17 protein-coding genes are annotated in these 18,562 nt (G+C 71.5%); 10 read left to right on the plus strand and 7 right to left on the minus strand.

The features are described from left to right. The 6 genes from IAG44_RS32530 (at position 1) to IAG44_RS32555 (ending at position 8,143) form a co-directional block, all read left to right on the plus strand. Positions 1-1,107: a sensor histidine kinase gene (locus tag IAG44_RS32530; protein WP_187750655.1), complete on the plus strand. Its 1,107-nt coding sequence runs from the start codon at positions 1-3 to the stop codon at positions 1,105-1,107. 126 nt (positions 1,108-1,233) lie between these two features. Then, positions 1,234-2,355, plus strand: coding sequence for a phenylalanine--tRNA ligase subunit alpha (gene pheS / locus IAG44_RS32535; protein WP_187750656.1), 1,122 nt, complete (start codon positions 1,234-1,236; stop codon positions 2,353-2,355). Further along, a complete protein-coding gene (pheT, locus tag IAG44_RS32540) occupies positions 2,355-4,898 on the plus strand; it encodes a phenylalanine--tRNA ligase subunit beta (protein ID WP_187750657.1) in 2,544 nt (847 codons plus the stop codon). The genes pheS and pheT overlap by 1 nt, the downstream gene beginning before the upstream one ends. 148 nt (positions 4,899-5,046) lie before the next feature. Then, positions 5,047-6,063, plus strand: a complete 1,017-nt coding sequence (locus IAG44_RS32545; protein ID WP_187750658.1) for a PP2C family protein-serine/threonine phosphatase — start codon at positions 5,047-5,049, stop codon at positions 6,061-6,063. Between the two features lie 43 nt (positions 6,064-6,106). Next, positions 6,107-7,450 (plus strand): NsdA family TPR-like regulatory protein, encoded by a 1,344-nt coding sequence (locus IAG44_RS32550; RefSeq protein ID WP_187750659.1) that lies wholly within the window; start codon positions 6,107-6,109, stop codon positions 7,448-7,450. Positions 7,451-7,612: 162 nt separating this feature from the next. Continuing rightward, positions 7,613-8,143, plus strand: a complete 531-nt coding sequence (locus tag IAG44_RS32555) for an NUDIX hydrolase (RefSeq protein WP_187750660.1) — start codon at positions 7,613-7,615, stop codon at positions 8,141-8,143. Here IAG44_RS32555 and IAG44_RS32560 read toward each other — a convergent pair. Further along, entirely contained in the window at positions 8,140-8,397 is a 258-nt protein-coding gene (locus IAG44_RS32560; protein WP_187752941.1) for a hypothetical protein, read from the minus strand. The genes IAG44_RS32555 and IAG44_RS32560 overlap by 4 nt on opposite strands. A 204-nt stretch (positions 8,398-8,601) precedes the next feature. Next, complete coding sequence (locus tag IAG44_RS32565) at positions 8,602-9,462, minus strand: 3-hydroxybutyryl-CoA dehydrogenase (RefSeq protein WP_187750661.1); 861 nt, start codon at positions 9,460-9,462, stop codon at positions 8,602-8,604. A gap of 137 nt (positions 9,463-9,599) precedes the next feature. On the opposite strand from IAG44_RS32565, the gene IAG44_RS32570 reads away from it, so the two are divergent. Then, entirely contained in the window at positions 9,600-10,856 is a 1,257-nt protein-coding gene (locus tag IAG44_RS32570) for a glycoside hydrolase family 10-like protein (protein WP_187750662.1), read from the plus strand. A 52-nt stretch (positions 10,857-10,908) separates the two neighbouring features. On the opposite strand, the gene IAG44_RS32575 is transcribed toward IAG44_RS32570, so the two are convergent. Beyond that, positions 10,909-11,103 (minus strand): DUF1918 domain-containing protein, encoded by a 195-nt coding sequence (locus tag IAG44_RS32575; RefSeq protein WP_187750663.1) that lies wholly within the window; start codon positions 11,101-11,103, stop codon positions 10,909-10,911. Between the two features lie 49 nt (positions 11,104-11,152). Beyond that, the gene (locus IAG44_RS32580; RefSeq protein WP_187750664.1) at positions 11,153-12,094 is read right to left on the minus strand and encodes a DMT family transporter; all 942 of its coding nucleotides are present in this window, start codon (positions 12,092-12,094) and stop codon (positions 11,153-11,155) included. Between IAG44_RS32580 and IAG44_RS32585 the strand changes: the two genes are divergently transcribed. Further along, on the plus strand, positions 12,093-13,526 hold the full coding sequence (locus IAG44_RS32585; protein WP_187750665.1) for an aminotransferase-like domain-containing protein: 1,434 nt from the start codon (positions 12,093-12,095) through the stop codon (positions 13,524-13,526). The genes IAG44_RS32580 and IAG44_RS32585 overlap by 2 nt on opposite strands. On the opposite strand, the gene IAG44_RS32590 is transcribed toward IAG44_RS32585, so the two are convergent. Continuing rightward, entirely contained in the window at positions 13,523-14,083 is a 561-nt protein-coding gene (locus IAG44_RS32590) for a DUF6461 domain-containing protein (RefSeq protein WP_187750666.1), read from the minus strand. The two genes, IAG44_RS32585 and IAG44_RS32590, sit on opposite strands and share 4 nt — an antisense overlap. Before the next feature lie 496 nt (positions 14,084-14,579). Here IAG44_RS32590 and IAG44_RS32595 point away from each other — a divergent pair, with 496 nt between their 5' ends. Then, a complete protein-coding gene (locus IAG44_RS32595) occupies positions 14,580-15,017 on the plus strand; it encodes a GNAT family N-acetyltransferase (protein ID WP_187750667.1) in 438 nt (145 codons plus the stop codon). Here the strand turns inward: IAG44_RS32595 and IAG44_RS32600 are convergent. Then, on the minus strand, positions 14,990-15,481 hold the full coding sequence (locus tag IAG44_RS32600; RefSeq protein ID WP_187750668.1) for a DUF6314 family protein: 492 nt from the start codon (positions 15,479-15,481) through the stop codon (positions 14,990-14,992). The genes IAG44_RS32595 and IAG44_RS32600 overlap by 28 nt on opposite strands. 129 nt (positions 15,482-15,610) lie before the next feature. Here IAG44_RS32600 and IAG44_RS32605 point away from each other — a divergent pair, with 129 nt between their 5' ends. Next, entirely contained in the window at positions 15,611-18,088 is a 2,478-nt protein-coding gene (locus IAG44_RS32605) for an alpha-L-arabinofuranosidase C-terminal domain-containing protein (protein ID WP_187750669.1), read from the plus strand. Here the strand turns inward: IAG44_RS32605 and IAG44_RS32610 are convergent. Further along, positions 18,075-18,512, minus strand: a complete 438-nt coding sequence (locus IAG44_RS32610) for a carboxymuconolactone decarboxylase family protein (RefSeq protein WP_187750670.1) — start codon at positions 18,510-18,512, stop codon at positions 18,075-18,077. The two genes, IAG44_RS32605 and IAG44_RS32610, sit on opposite strands and share 14 nt — an antisense overlap. Positions 18,513-18,562: the final 50 nt, after the last annotated feature.

The raw sequence follows: 18,562 nt of genomic DNA on the forward strand, positions 1-18,562 counted from the left end.
ATGAGTGCGGTCACGAGCGGTACACCGGAAACCCGAAGGGCCTGGTGGCCGCCCGGAATGGGGCCGGATGAACTGCCGGACGGCCTGGTGGTCGCCGACGAGCACGGCCGGGTCGTGTGCTTCAACGCCGCCGCCGAGCGGATGACCGCCACCGCGGCGGCCGACGCCCTCGGCAGGCCGCTGGAGAAGGCACTGCCGTTAGAGGACCTGGAGGGCCGCCGCTGGTGGCAGCTCACCGACCCCTACGGCGGCCTCGCCACCCGGGTACGACAACCCGAACGCAACCTCCTGTTGCCCGGCGGCCGGGAGTTCCTGGTCTCCGCCCGCTACGTCCGCGACCGCCCCGCGGGCCCCGTCCGCCGGCTCGTGGTCTGCCTGCGCGACACCGAGGCCCGCCGCCGCACCGAGCGCTCCCACGCCGAGCTGATCGCCACCGTGGCCCACGAACTGCGCTCCCCCCTCACCTCCGTCAAGGGCTTCACCGCGACCCTCCTCGCCAAGTGGGAGCGCTTCACCGACGACCAGAAGCGCCTCATGCTGGAGACCGTCGACGCCGACGCCGACCGCGTCACCCGCCTCATCGCCGAACTCCTCGACATCTCCCGCATCGACTCCGGCCGCCTCGAAGTGCGCCGCCAGCCCGTCGACATGGGCGCCGCCGTCGGCCGTCACATCCAGGCGTACGTCGCCGCGGGGCTGCCCGCCGACCGGTTCCTGCTCAGGATCGGCCATCCCCTGCCCGCCCTGTGGGCCGACCCGGACAAGGTCGACCAGGTGCTGAGCAACCTCATCGAAAACGCGGTGCGCCACGGCGAGGGAACCGTCACGATAGACGTCACGCCCGCCGCGTCCCCCCGGGAAGGGGAGGACACCGGCACGTCGGTCACCGTGAGCGACGAGGGCGCCGGCATCCCGGAGGAGTCCATGAACCGCGTCTTCACCCGCTTCTGGCGGGGCAGCAAGCGCGGCGGCACCGGGCTCGGCCTCTACATCGTCAAGGGCATCGTCGAGGCCCACGGCGGCGTCATCACCGTCGGACGCGCCCCCGAGGGCGGCGCTCAGTTCCGATTTACGCTGCCCGTGGCGGCCCCTGCTTATCTGAGCTAGGCGGCCACGGGCGCGTTCGAACATCCACGCCCCGTTAGACTCGGCCTTTGGCACCTTTGTGTCCCACAGCGCTCAGTGAGCCGGTCACGGGGGTCTTCAGCCAGCCAACCGGAAGCACGGGAAGAGATGTCGGCACCGAATAAGTCGTACGACCCAGTAGAGGTCGAGGCGTTGAAACCGGAAGAAGTCGAGCGCATGCGGGACGAGGCGCTGGCCGCGTTCACCGCCGCCGACTCCCTGGACGCGCTCCAGGAGGCGAAGGTCGCCCACACCGGCGGCACCTCTCCGCTGGCGCTGGCCAACCGCGAGATCGGCGCCCTGCCCCCGCAGGCCAAGGCCGCCGCGGGCAAGCTCGTCGGGCAGGCGCGCGGTGCCGTCAACAAGGCCCTCGCCGCCCGCCAGGCCGAGCTGGAGGCCGAGCGCGACGCGCGCGTCCTCGTCGAGGAGGCCGTCGACGTCACCCTCCCGTACGACCGGGTCCCGGCCGGTGCCCGCCACCCGCTGACGACGCTGTCGGAGCGCATCGAGGACGTCTTCGTCGCGATGGGCTACGAGGTCGCCGAGGGCCCGCAGGTCGAGGCCGAGTGGTTCAACTTCGACGCCCTGAACATCGGCCCCGACCACCCGGCGCGCGGCGAGCAGGACACCTTCTTCGTCCAGGCCGCCGACGGCAGCGCCGACTCCGGGCAGGTGCTGCGCACCCACACCTCGCCCGTGCAGATCCGCTCCCTGATGGACCGCGACCTGCCGGTGTACGTGATCTGCCCCGGCGTGGTCTACCGCACCGACGAGCTGGACGCCACGCACACCCCGGTCTTCCGCCAGGTCGAGCTGCTGGCGGTCGACGAGGGCCTGACCATGGCCGACCTCAAGGGCACCCTGGACCACATGGTCCGCTCCCTGTTCGGCCCGGACATGAAGACCCGGCTGCGGCCGAACTTCTTCCCGTTCACCGAGCCGTCCGCCGAGATGGACATGGTCTGCTACGTCTGCAAGGGCGAGTCCGTCGGCAACCCCGACCGCCCCTGCCGCACCTGCTCCTCCGAGGGCTGGATCGAGCTGGGCGGCTGCGGCATGGTCAACCCGAAGGTGCTGACCGCCTGCGGCGTCGACCCCGAGAAGTACAGCGGATTCGCCTTCGGGTTCGGCATCGAACGGATGCTGATGTTCCGCCACAACGTCGAAGACATGCGAGACATGGTCGAGGGTGACGTCCGTTTCACCCGGCCGTTCGGGAGTGAGATCTGATGCGCATCCCGCTTTCCTGGCTGCGGGAGTACGTCGACCTCCCCGCCACCGAGACCGGCCGCGACGTCCAGGCCAAGCTCGTCTCCGCCGGCCTTGAGGTCGAGACGGTCGAGCAGCTGGGCGACGGCCTCAAGGGCCCCCTCGTCGTCGGTCAGGTCCTCACCATCGAGGAGCTGGAGGGCTTCAAGAAGCCGATCCGCTTCTGCACCGTCGACGTCGGCACCGCTGGGGGCACCTCCCAGGCTTTCGGCACTGGGGGAGGCACCGGCGAGCCGCAGGAGATCGTCTGCGGCGCCCGCAACTTCGCCGTCGGCGACAAGGTCGTCGTCGTGCTGCCCGGCGCGGTCCTGCCCGGTGACTTCGCGATCGCCGCCCGCAAGACCTACGGCAAGACGTCCCACGGCATGATCTGCTCCAGCGACGAGCTGGGCATGGGCGACGACGGCACCAAGGGCATCATCGTCCTGCCGCCCGAGACAGAGGTCGGCAAGGACGCCATCGAGCTGCTGGAACTGGTCGACGAGGTCCTCGACATCGCCGTCACCGCCAACCGCGGCGACTGCCTCTCCATTCGCGGTGTCGCCCGCGAGACCGCGATCGCCTACGGCCTGCCGCTGCGCGACCCGGCGCTCCTCGACGTCCCCGGGCCGAACGCGTTCGGCTACCCGGTGCAGGTCGCCGACCCCTTCGGCTGCGACCGCTTCACCGCCCGCACGGTGACCGGGCTCAGCCCCGAGGCGCGCTCCCCGATCTGGCTGACGCGGCGCCTGCAGAAGGTCGGCGTCCGCCCGATCTCCCTCGCCGTCGACGTCACGAACTACGTGATGATGGAGCTGGGCCAGCCCCTGCACGCCTACGACCGCTCCCTGGTCCAGGGCACCATCGGCGTCCGCCGCGCCACCCCCGGCGAGAAGCTGACCACCCTCGACGGCACCCAGCGCACCCTCGACACCGAGGACCTGGTCATCACCGACGAGCGTGGCCCCATCGGCCTCGCCGGCGTCATGGGCGGCGCCAACACGGAGATCGCCGATCACGAGGAGGGCCAGGGCACGACCGACGTCGTCATCGAGGCCGCCCACTTCGACGCCGTCGCCATCGCGCGCACCGCCCGCCGGCACAAGCTGTCCTCCGAGGCGTCCCGCCGCTTCGAGCGGGGCGTCGACCCGCAGGCCGCGCCCGCCGCCGCGCAGCGCGCCGTCGACCTGCTGGTCCTCCTCGCGGGCGGTACCGCCGAGGCCGGTGTCACCGAGGTCATCGCGCCCTCGGCCCCACACACCATCGCGATGGCCGCCGACCACCCCGACAAGGTCGCGGGTGTCGTCTACGGCCGCGAGACCGTCGTCCGCCGGCTCCAGGAGGTCGGCTGTGACGTCTACGGGCAGGACGAGCTGATCGTCACCGTGCCGTCGTGGCGGCCCGACCTCGCCGCGCCGAACGACCTCGCCGAAGAGGTCATCCGCCTGGAGGGCTACGAGAACCTGCCCTCCACCCTGCCGAAGCCGCCCGCCGGGCGCGGGCTCACCGGGCGCCAGCGGCTGCACCGCCGCGTCGGGCGCGCGCTGGCCGGCGCCGGGTACGTCGAGGCGCCGTCCTACCCGTTCATCTCCGAGCAGGTCTTCGACCAGCTCCTGCTGGACGCGGACGACGCCGGCCGCCGGGTCGTCAAGCTCACCAACCCCCTCAGCGACGAGGAGCCCGCGCTGCGCACCTCGCTGCTGCCGGGGCTGCTGGGCGCGCTGCGGCGCAACGACGGGCGGGGCGCGCACGACCTCGCCCTGTTCGAGACGGGCCTGGTGTTCCACCCGCGTGCGGAGCAGGCCGTCGCGCCGGTCCTTTCGGTCGAACGGCGGCCCACGGACGCCGAGTTGGCGTCGCTGGACGCCGCTCTTCCGGTCCAGCCTCGGCACGTCGCGGTCGTGCTGGCCGGGGCCCGCGAGCAGGCCGGCTGGTGGGGCAAGGGGCGCCCCGCCGACTGGGCCGACGCGGTCGAGGCCGGGCGGACCGTCGCGCGTGAGGCCGGGGCCGAGGTCGTGGTGCGCCAGGGGCAGTACGGGCCCTGGCACCCCGGCCGGTGCGCCGAGTTCGTGATCGTCGCCGCCGACGGCACCGAGACTGTCGTCGGGCACGCCGGTGAGCTGCACCCCCGCGTCGTCAAGGCGCTCGGGCTGCCCGCCCGGACCGCCGCGATGGAACTCGACCTCGACGCGGTCGCCGCCGCCGGGGACGACACGCCCCAGGCGCCCCGGATCTCCTCGTTCCCCGTCGCCACCCAGGACGTCGCGCTCGTCGTCGACGCCGGGGTGCCGGCCGCCGACGTCGAGGCGGCGCTGCGCGAGGGCGCGGGCGAACTGCTGGAGTCGATCCGGCTGTTCGACGTCTACGAGAACGCCGAGCAACTGGGCGAGGGGCGCAAGTCCCTGGCCTACGCGCTGCGCTTCCGCGCCGGTGACCGGACCCTGACGGTCGACGAGGCGTCTGCCGCGCGCGACGCGGCCGTCGCGCTCGCCGGGGAGCGGTCGGGGGCGGTCCTGCGGGGCTGAGCTCTCGGCGCCCCTGAGGATCTTCACTCGTCCGGGTGACAAGTGAGGGCTCGCTAGTCCTCTTCGGCCCCCACGCCGACAGAATGCAGACCGGCCTTTCGGGGCCGGTCTGTTTTCATTTCCTGGCCTGGATGGGGGGCCGTCGGGGATGTTCGGCATCAGGCGGTCGTTGGGGTGGGTCGTCGCGCCCGTGATGGTGGTCGGCGCGTATCAGGCGGTGTGCCCGGTGGTCGGCGGGGCGGCGGTCCTCGCCGTCGGCGGGGGCGTCGCGCTGCACGTGCGGCGGGAGCTGAGACAGGCGAGGCGGGTCGCGGGGGTCGCGCAGAGCGTCGTCCTGCGGCCCCTGCCGCCCCGCGTCGAGGGGCTGGGGGTGGCCGCCGTCCAGATCTCCGCCGAGCGCGGGGCCGTCGTCGGCGGGGATCTGTACGAGGTCGTCGGCACCGAGTTCGGGGTGCGGGTCGTGATGGGGGACGTGCGGGGGCACGGGCTCGCGGCGCTCGGCACGGTCGCGGCGCTGCTCGGCGGCTTCCGCGAGGCCGTGCACGACGAACCCGACCTCGGCGGGGTCTTACGCCGTCTCGACCGCACCCTCGCCCGGCACCTGCGCGACCGCGCCCTCGCCGAACACCCCTCCAGCGGACGGGAGTCGGAGGGCGGCCCGGCGGGGGAGGAGTTCGTCACCGTCCTCCTGCTGGAGATCGGCGCGGACGGCGGCGTCCTCGCCCTCAACTGCGGTCATCCGTGGCCCTACCTGATCACCGGCTCCCGGGTCCTGCCCCTGTCGCGGGCCGACCCCCTCCCGCCCCTGGGCCCGTTCCCCCTGCCGGCCGACCTGGCGGTGGAGCACGGGTTCCTGCTGCCCGGCGAGTCGATGGTCCTCTTCACGGACGGCGCCGAGGACGCCCGGGACAGGAAGGGCCGCTTCTTCCCGCTCCCGTACATGCTGGAGCGGGCGGCGGCGGAACACGGCGGCTCCCCACGGGAGTTGGTGCGCACGGTCCTGTCGGACCTGCTGCGGCACACGGCGGGCCGGCCCGCGGACGACGTGGCGCTCCTGGCCCTGCGCAACGGACGGACGGGAGGTTCCTTCCGGCCCGCGGGACACCGCGCGGGCGGTCATGAACACCCCGCCCCCGACAGCACACCCCTGGCCCCCCATCCGTAGTCGCCCCTACGCTGTCGGTAACGAGCCACAACGGGGGCCCCTCATGCAGCCCAACACCCTCCTCGACGCGATCCTCGACGAAGCCGGCATCTCCCACGCGGGCCTGGCCGCCCACGTCAACGAGGTGGGCCGCAGACGCGGGCTCACCCTGCGCTACGAACACACCGCGGTGGCCCGCTGGCTGAAGGGCCAGCGCCCCAGGGGCCAGGTCCCGGACCTGATCTGCGAGGTGCTGGCCGCCCGCCTGCACCGCCAAGTCACCCTGGACGACATCGGGTTGGGCGTCCCCGGCGGCGACCCCGGCGCCCCGCACTCCGGCACGCTCACCAACTTCGTGGAGCGCGCGACCGCGCTGTGGCGCTCGGACGAGCAGCAGCGCCCGCACATCCTGGGCGCCCCGGCGGTGACGGGGACGCCCGCGGTGATGCCGGTGTGGGAGTGGGAGAACCCGCCGGAGGACGTCGACGTCTCCCGGGGCGGGCGCCACCGGGTGACGCCGCAGGACATCGAGATGCTGCGGGCGGCGCGGGCGCACTACGAGCAGATGTACCGCAAGGCCGGCGGCGTCGCGACGCGCGCACGGATCGTCGGCTTCCTGAACGCCGAGGCGGCCCCGCTGCTCAGGGGCGGCTACACGGACGAGACGGGCCGTCAACTGCACCGGGCGACCGGCGGGTTGGTGGCGGTCGCCGGGATCTGCGCGTACGACTCGGACGCGCACGGGCTCGCGCAGCGCTACTTCCACCAGGCGCTGCGCCTCGCGAAGGCCAGCGGGGACCGGGGACTTGGCGCGTACGTGATCGCGCTGCTCGTCAACCAGGCCCTGTTCATGCGGGAGTTCAGACAGGCGGTGGCGTTCGCGGAGGCGGCCCTGCGGACGGCCGGCACGGACATCACCCCGGCGCTCTCCTCGGACCTGTACGCGATGCAGGCCAAGGCGTACGCGCACCTCGGCGACAGCACGAGCGCGATCTCCCGCATCCGGCGCGCGGAGTCGGCCGCCGAGCGGATCCGGCGCGGCTACGAACCCGACGAGACGGGGTACGTCCAGCCGGGGCTGGTCAACGTCCAGGTCGCGGAGGCGCTGCTCAGCCTCGGTGACCTCGCGGCCGCCGCCGAGCACGCCGCCGCGGCCGTCGGCACCCCGGCGCACGACCGGGGCCGGGTGCACCGGCTCGCCATGCTCTCCACGATCGAGCTGCGGCAGGGCAACGCGGACAAAGCTGTCGTCACCGCCGTCGAAATGGCCGAGCAGGCGCGGGGGATGGAGTCCCAGCGGCTGCGGGACCGGCTGCGCGAGGTCCGTGAGCACCTGGTGCGCAGCGGCGGCGCCGGGACGGCCGAGGCCGCCGAGCTGATCGCCGGGGCGCTGCGGGTGCCGCTGTAGACACATTCACGTCCGGGACGAATGGGACGCGGCGCGCGGGGAAGTCGCACACGGAGAGAACGCCGCGCGCCCCCTTGGTGCACCCGCTTGTTCCGCTTGCTCTCACCACTGCTCATTCCCTGCTGCGATATTGCCCCTTACCCGACGGAAGGTGGCAGAACCGTGCAGTGGACGAAAAAAAACGAACAGACCGTGTACGCGAACCGGTGGTTCAGCGTGAACCTCGCGGACGTGGAACTGCCGGACGGACGGCACCTGGACCACTTCCTCATCCGGCTGCGCCCGGTCGCGGTCGCGACGGTGGTCAACGAGGCGAACGAGGTGCTGCTGCTGTGGCGGCACCGCTTCATCACGGACAGCTGGGGGTGGGAACTCGCGGCGGGCGTCGTGGAGGACGGGGAGGACGTCGCGTACGCGGCGGCGCGGGAACTGGAGGAGGAGACCGGCTGGCGGCCGGGACCCCTGCACCACCTGATGACCGTGGAGCCGTCCAACGGACTCACCGACGCCCGCCACCACATCTACTGGTCGGACCAGGGGGAGTACGTCGGACACCCTGTCGACGACTTCGAGTCGGACCGCCGGGAGTGGGTCCCGCTCAAGCTCGTCCCCGACATGGTCGCCCGGGGTGAGGTCCCGGCCGCCAACATGGCGGCCGCCCTGCTGCTCCTGCACCACCTCAGGCTCGGCTAACGCCCCATCCGCTCCCAGAGAGTGGCCACCAGGGCGCCGATCGAGGTGACCGCCGCGAGTGAGGGGAGTGGCCAGCGGCGATGCTCCAGATGAACGATCCGGGTGCTCAGCTGGTCCAGTTCCTTGGCGGTCTCCTCGGTGCGATGGTTGAGCAGCGCCAGCCCTCCCTCGACGCGGGCATATGCCACGTCGAGTCGGCGCCGTAACTCTGCGAGTTCTTCGGTCTTCGTGGGATGTGCCGGATCGCCGGTCACCTCTCCGCTCCTTTCCGCGATGATCCGTGATGGTCCGTAGTGGAACGCCATCCCTCGCATGCGCATGACGAGTGAACTCGCCTGGTGGGCGCGTGGGGAGAGTGTGCGGAAGGCATATGCGGGCCCGGCGCGCACACGGTGTGTGAATGCCGCGGGCCCGGCGCTCCGTGGAGTGCCGGGCCCGTTGCCGGTGACGATGGGTAGTCAGCCGTAGGTGTAGAAGCCCGCGCCGGACTTCCGGCCCAGCCGGCCCGCGTCCACCATCCGCTGGAGCAGCGGGGGAGCGGCGTACAGGGGCTCCTTGTACTCCTCGTACATGGAGTGCGCGACCGAGGCGACCGTGTCCAGGCCGATCAGGTCCGACAGCTTCAGCGGGCCCATCGGGTGGGCGCAGCCCAGCTCCATGCCGTTGTCGATGTCCTCACGGCTCGCGATGCCCGTCTCGAACATCCGGATCGCGGACAGGAGGTAGGGGATCAGCAGCGCGTTCACCACGAAGCCCGAGCGGTCCTGGGCGCGGATCGCGTGCTTGCCGAGCAGCTTCTCGGCGAAGAGCTGGGCCCGGCTGAGGGTGCCCTCGCTGGTCGTCAGCGCCGGGATCAGCTCGACGAGCTTCTGCACCGGCGCCGGGTTGAAGAAGTGGACGCCGATCACGTGGTCCGGGCGGGAGGTGGCGACGGCGAGCTTCACGAGCGGGATGGACGAGGTGTTGGACGCCAGGATCGCGTCCGGGCGGGTCACGACCTGGTCCAGGACCTGGAAGATCTCCGTCTTCACCTGCTCGTTCTCGACGACGGCCTCGATCACCAGGTCCCGGTCGGCGAACTCGCCGAGGTCCGTGGTGAAGCTCAGGCGCGCGAGCGCGTCGTCCCGCTCGGCCTCGGTGATCTTGCCGCGTTCGGCGGCCTTCGTCAGGGAGGTGAGCAGCCGGGTCCGGCCCAGCTCCAGGGCCTCGCCGGTCGTCTCCGCGACCTTCACGTCCAGGCCGGCGCGGGCGCAGACCTCGGCGATGCCCGCTCCCATCTGGCCGCAGCCCACCACTCCGACGCGTTCGATGTCGGTCACACCGCTCCCTTTCCGCCGCACATTCTCTGCCTGCTCCGATCGTGCACGTTACTAGCAAGTATCGATGATCGATCGGCGGGGTCGGGCATGCTGACCCCCGAGACAATCCGCACACCTTGGTTCAAGGGGGTTCTGCTATGGGGCGACTGACCCGACGGGCGTTCGCGTTGGCGGCGGGGACGGTGGTGGCGGGAGCCGTCACGGGGGGATCGGCGGCGGGGGCGGGGGGTTCCGAGGGGCGTGCGGGTGAGGTGGGGGAGTCCGGGCGGCACCGGCGGATGCGGGGGATGTGGCTGGCGACCGTCGCGAACCGGGACTTCCCCTCGCGGGCCGGGCTCAGCGCGAAAGCCCAGCGGGCCGAGCTGACCGGCTGGCTCGACCTCGCCGCGAAGTCCCGCCTCAACACCGTGATCCTCCAGGTGCGGCCCACCGCCGACGCGCTGTGGCCCTCGCCGCACGAGCCCTGGTCCGCCGTCCTCACCGGGACGCAGGGCAAGGACCCCGGCTGGGACCCGCTGGGGACGGCCGTCCGTGAGGCGCGGGAGCGGGGGCTCCAACTGCACGCCTGGTTCAACCCGTTCCGCGTCGCCAACCACGCCGACCCGGCGAAGCTCGTCGCCGACCACCCCGCGCGGCTGCACCCCGAGTGGGTCGTCACGTACGGCGGGCGCATGTACTACAACCCCGGGCTGCCCGAGGTGCGGGCGTTCGTCCGGACGGCGATTCTCGACGCGGTCGGCCGCTACCCGCTGGACGCCGTCCACTTCGACGACTACTTCTACCCCTACCCCGTCGCCGGGCAGACCTTCGACGACGACTCCGCGTACGCCCGTCACGGCGCCGGGTTCCCCGACCGGGCCTCCTGGCGGCGCGCCAACATCGACGCCTTCGTCCTCGACATCGCCACCGCCGTCAAACGCATCCGGCCCACCACCCTCTTCGGCATCAGCCCCTTCGGCGTCTGGCGCAACAAGTCCAGCGACCCCCTCGGCTCCGACACCCGCGCCGCCCAGTCCTACGACGACACCTTCGCCGACACCCGGAAATGGGTCCGCGAGGGCTGGCTCGACTACATCGTCCCCCAGCTCTACTGGAACATCGGCTTCCCCGCCGCGGACTACGCGAAGCTCGTCCCCTGGTGGGCGGACGTCGCCGAGGGCAGCCGAACCCGCCTCTACCTCGGCGAGGCCCTGTACAAGGCAGGCGACCCCGCGCAGCCCGCGGCCTGGCAGGACCCGGGTGAACTCTCCAAGCACCTCACCCTCGCCGACGCCCACGCCTCGGTACGCGGCCACGTGTTCTTCGCCGCCCGCGAGGTGAGGGCGGACCCGATCGGGGCGTTCACCCGGGTGGTGACGGACCACTACAAGGGGGCGGGGAGCAGGGGGAAGTGAGGCGGGGGCGGGGTGAGTGCGTCACCGTGCTCACCCCCCGTTCCCTCCCCCCTCAGCCCGCCTTCCCCCGGGCGCGGACCTCGCAGTCCGGGCCCGGGGAGAGGAGGGTTTCGTGGCCGTCGGAGTGGCGGACGCGGTAGGGGGGTTGGCCGGAGGGGCCGAGGACTTCGATGATCTCGGTGATCTGGTCCTGGCGGCCGATCACCCGGCTGTGCTGGACGAGTTGGTCGCCCACGGATGCGTGCATCTGGGCCTCCTCATGTTTGTGGGGAGTCTAGGACGGCGGACCGGGGGAGTCAGCCCCGCGCGCGTTGGGTGACGGCGATGCAGGCGACGACGCCGAGGGCGGTGAGGGGAGCGGCGGGGGTGAGGTGTTCGGACAGCAGGACGACCGACCAGAGCAGGGTGAGGAGGGGCTGGGCGAGCTGGAGCTGACTGGCCTTGGGGATCCCGATCGAGGCCATGCCCCGGTACCAGACGACCAGCCCGAGGAACTGGGACCCGGCGGCGACCCACAGCAGCCCGGCGACACCCCGCGCGCTCAGCTCGACACTCTCGTACGACAGGGCGACCCCAGCCGCGGGCACGGCCAGGGGCAGACACAGCACCAGCGCCCACGCGATCACCTGCCACCCCGGCATGACCCGCGCGAGCCGCCCGCCCTCGGTGTACCCGGCGGCACACACGATCAGCGCCGCGAACAGGTACACGTCGGCCCCACTGACCGCCCCACCGCTCTGCCGCACGGTGAACCCCGCCACGGCGACGGCCCCCGCACCGGCCGCGACCCAGAACGTCCGCGACGGCCGCGCCCCCGTCCGCAGCGCCGAGAACAGTGCCGTCGTCAGCGGCAACAGCCCCACGACGACGGCCGCGTGCGCGGTGGACGACGTCCGCAGCGCCAGCGTCGTCAGCAGCGGGAACCCGACGACCACGCCCGCCGCGACGACGACGAGCCCCGCCCGGTGCTCCCGCGCGGGCAGCGGCACGCGCAGCGCCAGCAGGCACCCGCCCGCGATGACCGCCGCGAGCACACACCGCACGGCGACGAGCGACCACGGCCCGAAACTCTCCAGCCCCCAGGCGGTCGCGGGGAACGTGAGGGAGAAGGCGACGACCCCGAGCCCGGCTTGCAGGGTGCCGAGCCGCGCACCGGGAAGGGTGCCGGGCCGCACGCCGGGGACCCCGCCACTCACCGCTATCCGGTCCTGCGTGATAGCGCTATTCTCTGGCTTCATGTACGAGCGTAGCAGCGTCACTGACCTCGCCGACAAGCTGCGAGCCGAGCTCAACCGCTACTCGCCCGGTGGAAAGCTCCCCTCCAGTCGGGCCCTCGTCGAGCGGTACAAGGTCAGCCCGGTGACCGTCTCGCGGGCGATCGGGCAGCTCGTCGCCGAGGGGCTGGTGGTGACGCGCCCCGGCGCGGGAGCGTTCCGCGCGCGGGAGCGCAGCCCTGAGCGGGCGTCCGGCGACACCTCGTGGCAGCAGGTCGCGCTGAGCGCGGACGGCGCCGCCGACCTCGTCCCGCGTGCCGTCGACGCGACCGGCGTCACCGTCTCGCTGGCCGTCCCACCGCCCGGCGTGATCGAGTTCAACGGGGGTTATCCGCACCCGTCGCTCCAGCCGGAGCGCGCGATGTCGGCGGCGCTCGCGCGGGCGGGCCGGCGGCCGGGGGCGTGGGGGAGACCCCCGCTGGAGGGGCTGCCCGAGCTGCGGGAGTGGTTCGCGCGGACCGTCGGCGGGACAGTTACGTCCGCGGAGGTGCTGATCGGCGCCGGCGGACAGGCGGGGCTGACGACGGCCCTGCGCGCGCTCGCTCCGCCGGGCGCGCCGGTGCTCGTCGAGTCGCCCACGTACCCCGGCATGCTGGCGATCGCCCGCTCCTCGGGCCTGCGTCCGGTTCCCGTGCCGGTCGACTCCGACGGCGTCCGGCCCGCGCTGCTCGCGGACGCGTTCCGGGCGACCGGCGCGCGGGTGTTCGTCTGCCAGCCCCTCTTCCAGAACCCCACCGGCGCCGTCCTCGCGCCCGAGCGGCGGACGGAGGTGCTGCGGGTCGCGCGGGACGCGGGGGCGTTCGTCGTCGAGGACGACTACGTCCGCCGGCTCGTCCACGCCGACGCGGGGCCTCTCCCTCGGCCCCTGATCGCCGACGATCAGGACGGTGTCGTCGTCCACGTCAGTTCGCTGACGAAGGCGACGTCGCCGAGTTTCCGGGTGAGCGCCCTGATCGCGCGGGGGCCCGCGCTGGCCCGGCTGCGGGCGATCCAGATCGTGGACACGTTCTTCGTGCCGAGGCCCCTTCAGGAAGCGGCGCTGGAACTGGTCGGCTCGCCCGCCTGGCCCCGCCATCTCCGCGCCCTGTCCGCCGAGTTGCAGCGACGCCGCACGGCACTGACCACCGCCCTCACCACCCACCTCCCCACCCTCACCCTCCCCCACATCCCCACCGGCGGCTACCACCTCTGGCTCCGCCTCCCCGACACCACGGACGAAGCCGCCCTCACCACCGCCGCCCTCCACGAAGGCGTCGCCCTCACCCCGGGCCACCCCTACTTCAGCGCCGAACCCCCTGGCCCCCACCTCCGCCTCAGCTTCGCGGCGGTGGCGGGAACGGACGAACTCGCGGAAGGCGTACGCCGCTTGAGCAGGGCATACGAGACGACGAGCTAACGCACGTCAACGAACCCGCACAAGAACACCCCCTCCTCGAACACATCCGGCGTCACCCGCACCCCGGTGATCCGCCGCGCCAACTCGAAACACGCCCCAACCCTCGACTCCCCGACGAACCCCGCCTCCCTCACCCACCCGCCCACCCGCTCCGCCTCCGGCCCGTCCCGCCGCTCAGGAAACAACGGCTCGAAGTGCAACCTCCGCACACCGTCCGCGTACCAGCAGAAGTGATCGAGAGCATCAGCGGTAAGAAAATGCGAAACGATCACCCGCCCCCGGGACAGCGGCAGCATCACCTCATCGGTGATCCCCAGCCGGCCGTTGTACTCCACCAACAACGTCCACCCCTCCAACTGACCCGCCCCCACCAGAAATCGCCTCTCACTCCATGTGTCGTACGAGGGCTCGAGCAGCCCATCCACCCCAACAATCCGCGCCCCCGGCTCAACCCCCAACTCCCGGAACATTCCCTCGGGCGTGAGACCGCGCAGCAGGGTCAGACAGTACGCGTCCGCCAGCGCGGGAAACCGCTCACTGAACCAGTCGTAGTCCATGGCCCTCATCCTCGCTCCCCGGGACGGAGTGCGGGGTGGCGTCCCGCCCAGTGGTGATGGTGCCTCGCGAAGTGGTGCAGCGCGGCGCGGAGTTCGTGACCCGGGAGGTCGGTTCGCCGGCGCCTGGATGGTGTCCCGCCGGGTGGTGTGGCGATGCGGGGCCGTTGGCCTCCGCCCGGAGCTGAAGTGGCGCCCGCCTGGCCACGGCGTGGGCTGCTCACCGGCACCGGCACCCCGACGTGCCGCGCCGACGCCGGCCCGGCGGGCCGCCTCGCGGAGTCGCCGGCTCCACGCCGGTACACCATCCAACGGGACGTGACCGGCGCCTGTGCGCAGCACTGAGGCTGGGCGGGCACCTGCGGCCGCCGCTCCGGATCCGGTTGGTGGCCTGCGGCCCGCATGCGCGAGCCGATGTTCCGCTCGCCCAACCACTCGTCGCCCCCGCCCCCGCGAAACCCGCTCGTCCCCGTCGCCCCCCACCTGTCACCCTCCTCCCATGAACGAAGCTTTTCCCCTCGCGGAGGGGTATGAGATCTCGCACGATGGCCGGCGGATCGACGTGGAGCGGGTGCACGGGTGGTTGTCGAGGGATGCGTACTGGGCGTTGGGGAGGGAGCGGGAGAAGCAGGAGAGGGCGATGGAGGGGTCGGTCAACTTCGGGGTGTATCGGGGGAGTTCGGGGGAGCAGGTGGCGTATGCGAGGGTGGTGAGTGATCGGGCGACTTTTGCCTGGCTGTGTGATGTGTACGTTGATCCGGAGGTGCGGGGGCTGGGGATCGGGACCGCCCTCGTCGCCGGAGTACGCGACCACTTCGCGGAGTTGGGGATCCGGAGGATGCTGCTCGCCACGCATGACGCGCACGGAGTGTACGAGCGGATCGGGTTCACGCCGCTGGAGAAGCCGGATCAGTGGATGGCGTTGTATTTCGGGTGAGTTGAGGGCCGGCGGGTGTAAGTGGTCGTGAGGAGAAGGTCCTTGGAGGGACCGCGCACCCGCCAGACCGTCCGCCAGCGGGAGGGCGAGAGGACGCTGAACTCCCCCCGGTAGAGATCGGCGACGCAGGGGTGCTCGGCGATGTGGTGCCCGGTGGAGAGGTCGAGCCCGTGGAAGGGCCGCCCGTCGGAGAACCGGACGTCGGCGGCGGAGGGCGTGGGTCCGGGCAGAAACCGCAGAGTCCGCGAGGCGGGCCGCGCCACCCCTTGCCAACGAAACGTCCCGCCCTCAAGATGCAGCAACCCACCCTCCTCCAGCGGCCCATCCCCTTCCAGCGGCCGGAACTCGGTCGTCCCGTTGAACTCGCCCGCATCCCCGCCCGCCAGATCCCGCACCCCCCGCTCGACCTCCCACTCCCCGGCGAGATACCCCAGCACGTCCGCGACCGGCCAGAACTCGCTCATGGGCCCTCTCTTTCGACACTTTCGGTACTGCGGGACTCATTGACGCCTCACGCCCCCCTCCCTATCTTGCCGTTCGAAGTGCTGACCAACGTCCGATATCACGAACAGATACAGAGCCGCGGAGCACACATGTCACGCACCCGCTGGAGACTAGGTCTCGGCGCCACCGCCCTCCTCCTGGCCACGGCCGGCCTGCCCGTCACCGCGCAGGCGGCCGACACGACCGACTACGCCGTCACCGTCGACCCCGCCGGAAAGGGCGCGAGGATCGACGACACGATGTACGGCGTCTTCTTCGAGGACATCAACAGGGCGGCGGACGGCGGCCTGTACGCCGAACTCGTCCAGAACCGCTCCTTCGAGTACTCGACCGTCGACAACCGCGCGTACACCCCGCTGACGGCGTGGACGGTCACGGGCTCCGCGAACGTCGTGAACGACGCGGGCCGTTTGAATGAAAGGAACCGCAACTACCTGGCCCTGGACGCCGGTTCGGCGGTCACGAACTCCGGCTACAACACGGGCGTCCATGCCGACCAGGGCAAGAAGTACGACTTCTCGGTGTGGGCCCGCGCCGAGAAGGGCACCGAGCTGACGGTCACCCTGCACGACGCGGACGGCACACTCGCCCCCGCCCGCAGGATCACCGTGCGCGAGAACGGCTGGGCCCAGTACCGGACGACGTTCACGGCGACCCGCACGAGCAGCGTCGCCCGCCTGACCGTCGCGTCGTCGAAGGCCGCCGCCCTCGACATGGTCTCGCTGTTCCCGAGGGACACCTACAAGGGCCAACCGAACGGCCTGCGCAAGGACTTGGCCGAGAAGGTCGCCGCGCTGAAGCCGGGCTTCGTCCGCTTCCCCGGCGGCTGCCTGGTCAACACCGGTTCCATGGAGGACTACAGCGAGGCGTCGAACTGGCAGCGCGCCCGCTCGTACCAGTGGAAGGACACGATCGGCCCGGTCGAGCAGCGGGCGGTGAACTCCAACGTCTGGGGCTACCACCAGAGTTACGGCCTGGGCTACTACGAGTACTTCCGTTTCGCCGAGGACATCGGCGCGATGCCGCTGCCCGTCGTCCCGGCCCTCGTCACCGGCTGCGGCCAGAACAAGGCCGTCGACGACCCGGCACTCCTGAAGCGCCACATCCAGGACGCCCTGGACCTGATCGAGTTCGCCAACGGCCCGGCCACCTCCACGTGGGGCAAGGTCAGGGCGAAGATGGGTCACCCGAAGCCGTTCCACCTCACGCACATCGAGGTCGGCAACGAGGAGAACCTGCCCGTCGAGTTCTTCGACCGCTTCAAGCAGTTCCGCGCGGCGATCGAGGAGAAGTACCCGAACATCACGGTCGTCTCCAACTCCGGCCCGGACGACTCCGGTTCGACCTTCGACACGGCCTGGCAGCTCAACCGGGACGCCAAGGTCGGCATGGTCGACGAGCATTACTACAACAGCCCTCAGTGGTTCCTCCAGAACAACGACCGCTACGACACCTACGACCGCACCGGCCCGAAGGTCTTCCTCGGCGAATACGCCTCCCAGGGCAACGCGTTCAAGAACGGCCTGGCCGAGGCCGCGTTCATGACCGGCCTGGAGCGCAACGCGGACGTCGTCAAACTCGCCTCGTACGCACCGCTGTTCGCCAACGAGGACTACGTCCAGTGGCGCCCCGACCTGATCTGGTTCAACAACCACGCCTCCTGGAACTCCGCCAACTACGAGGTCCAGAAGCTGTTCATGACCAACGTCGGCGACCGCGTCGTCCCCTCGACGGCCACCGGCACCCCGTCCCTCCAGGGCCCGATCACCGGCGCCGTCGGCCTGTCGACGTGGGCGACGAGCGCCGCGTACGACGACGTCCGGGTGACCGGCGCCGACGGCACCCCGCTGCTGAGCGACGACTTCTCCGGTGACGCGTCGAAGTGGACCCACACGGGCGCCGGGAGCTGGAGCGTCCAGGACGGCCAGTACGTCCAGAGCGACACGGCCGCCGAGAACACCATGGCCAGCGCCGGCGACCCGAGTTGGCACGACTACGACCTCCATGTGAAGGCCACCAAGAAGGCGGGCAAGGAGGGCTTCCTCGTCGCGTTCGGCGTCAAGGACACCGGCAACTTCTACTGGTTCAACGTCGGCGGCTGGAACAACACCCAGACCGCCGTCGAACAGGCCGTGGACGGCGGCAAGTCGACGCTGATCTCCAAGGCGGGCAGCGTCGAGACGGGCCGCGCCTACGACATCGACGTCAAGGTCCGCGGCCGTCAGGTCACCCTCTTCCTCGACGGCGAGGAGTGGGGCAGCTTCACCGACGACAAGCCCGCCGAGCCGTTCCGCCAGGTCGTCACCCGTGACGCGAAGACCGGCGAGCTGATCGTGAAGGTCGTCAACGCGCAGGCGGCGGACGCCCGGACGGCGATCGACCTCGGCACGTCCCGCGTCGCGAAGACGGCCCGCGTCACCACCCTCAGCGCCGCCGCCGACGCCGTGAACACGGAGACGGCCACCCCGGTCGCCCCCGTGACGTCCACGTTCGACGGAGTCGCCAGGAAGTTCACCTACACCTTCCCGGCGAACTCGGTGACCTTCCTGCGGATCAGGCAGAGGTAGCCGGAAGCAGCCCCCGCTCACCGAAGACCTTCTTCGCGACGAACGTCGCGTTGAGGGCCTTCGGGAAGCCGCAGTACCCGGCGGAGTGCAGCAGCGCCTCGGTGATCTGGGTCGGCGTGAGGCCGACGTTCAGCGCGGCGTTGATGTGCACCTCCAGCTGGGGCTCGCAGCCCCCGAGCGCGGTGAGCATCCCGAGCGTCACCAACTGGCGGTCACGGGGCGCCAGTTCGGGACGGTCGTAGATCTCGCCGAAGCCCCAGGCCACGATCTGGTGGCCCAGTTCGGGGTTGATGTCGGCCAGCGAGTCGATGACCCGCTGGCCGGCCTCCCCGTCGACCTTGCGCAGCACTTCAAGGCCGTGGGCGAAACGTTCGTCGCGGGTGGTGCTCTCGTTCGTGCCGCTGTTCGTGCTGTCGTTCGTCATGAGAGAGACCGTAGGAGTAGGAGCGCGCTCCAACGCAACCCGCGCCGCCC

It is taken from the genome of Streptomyces roseirectus (genome assembly GCF_014489635.1).
In the GTDB taxonomy this organism is placed as follows: Bacteria; Actinomycetota; Actinomycetes; order Streptomycetales; family Streptomycetaceae; genus Streptomyces; species Streptomyces roseirectus.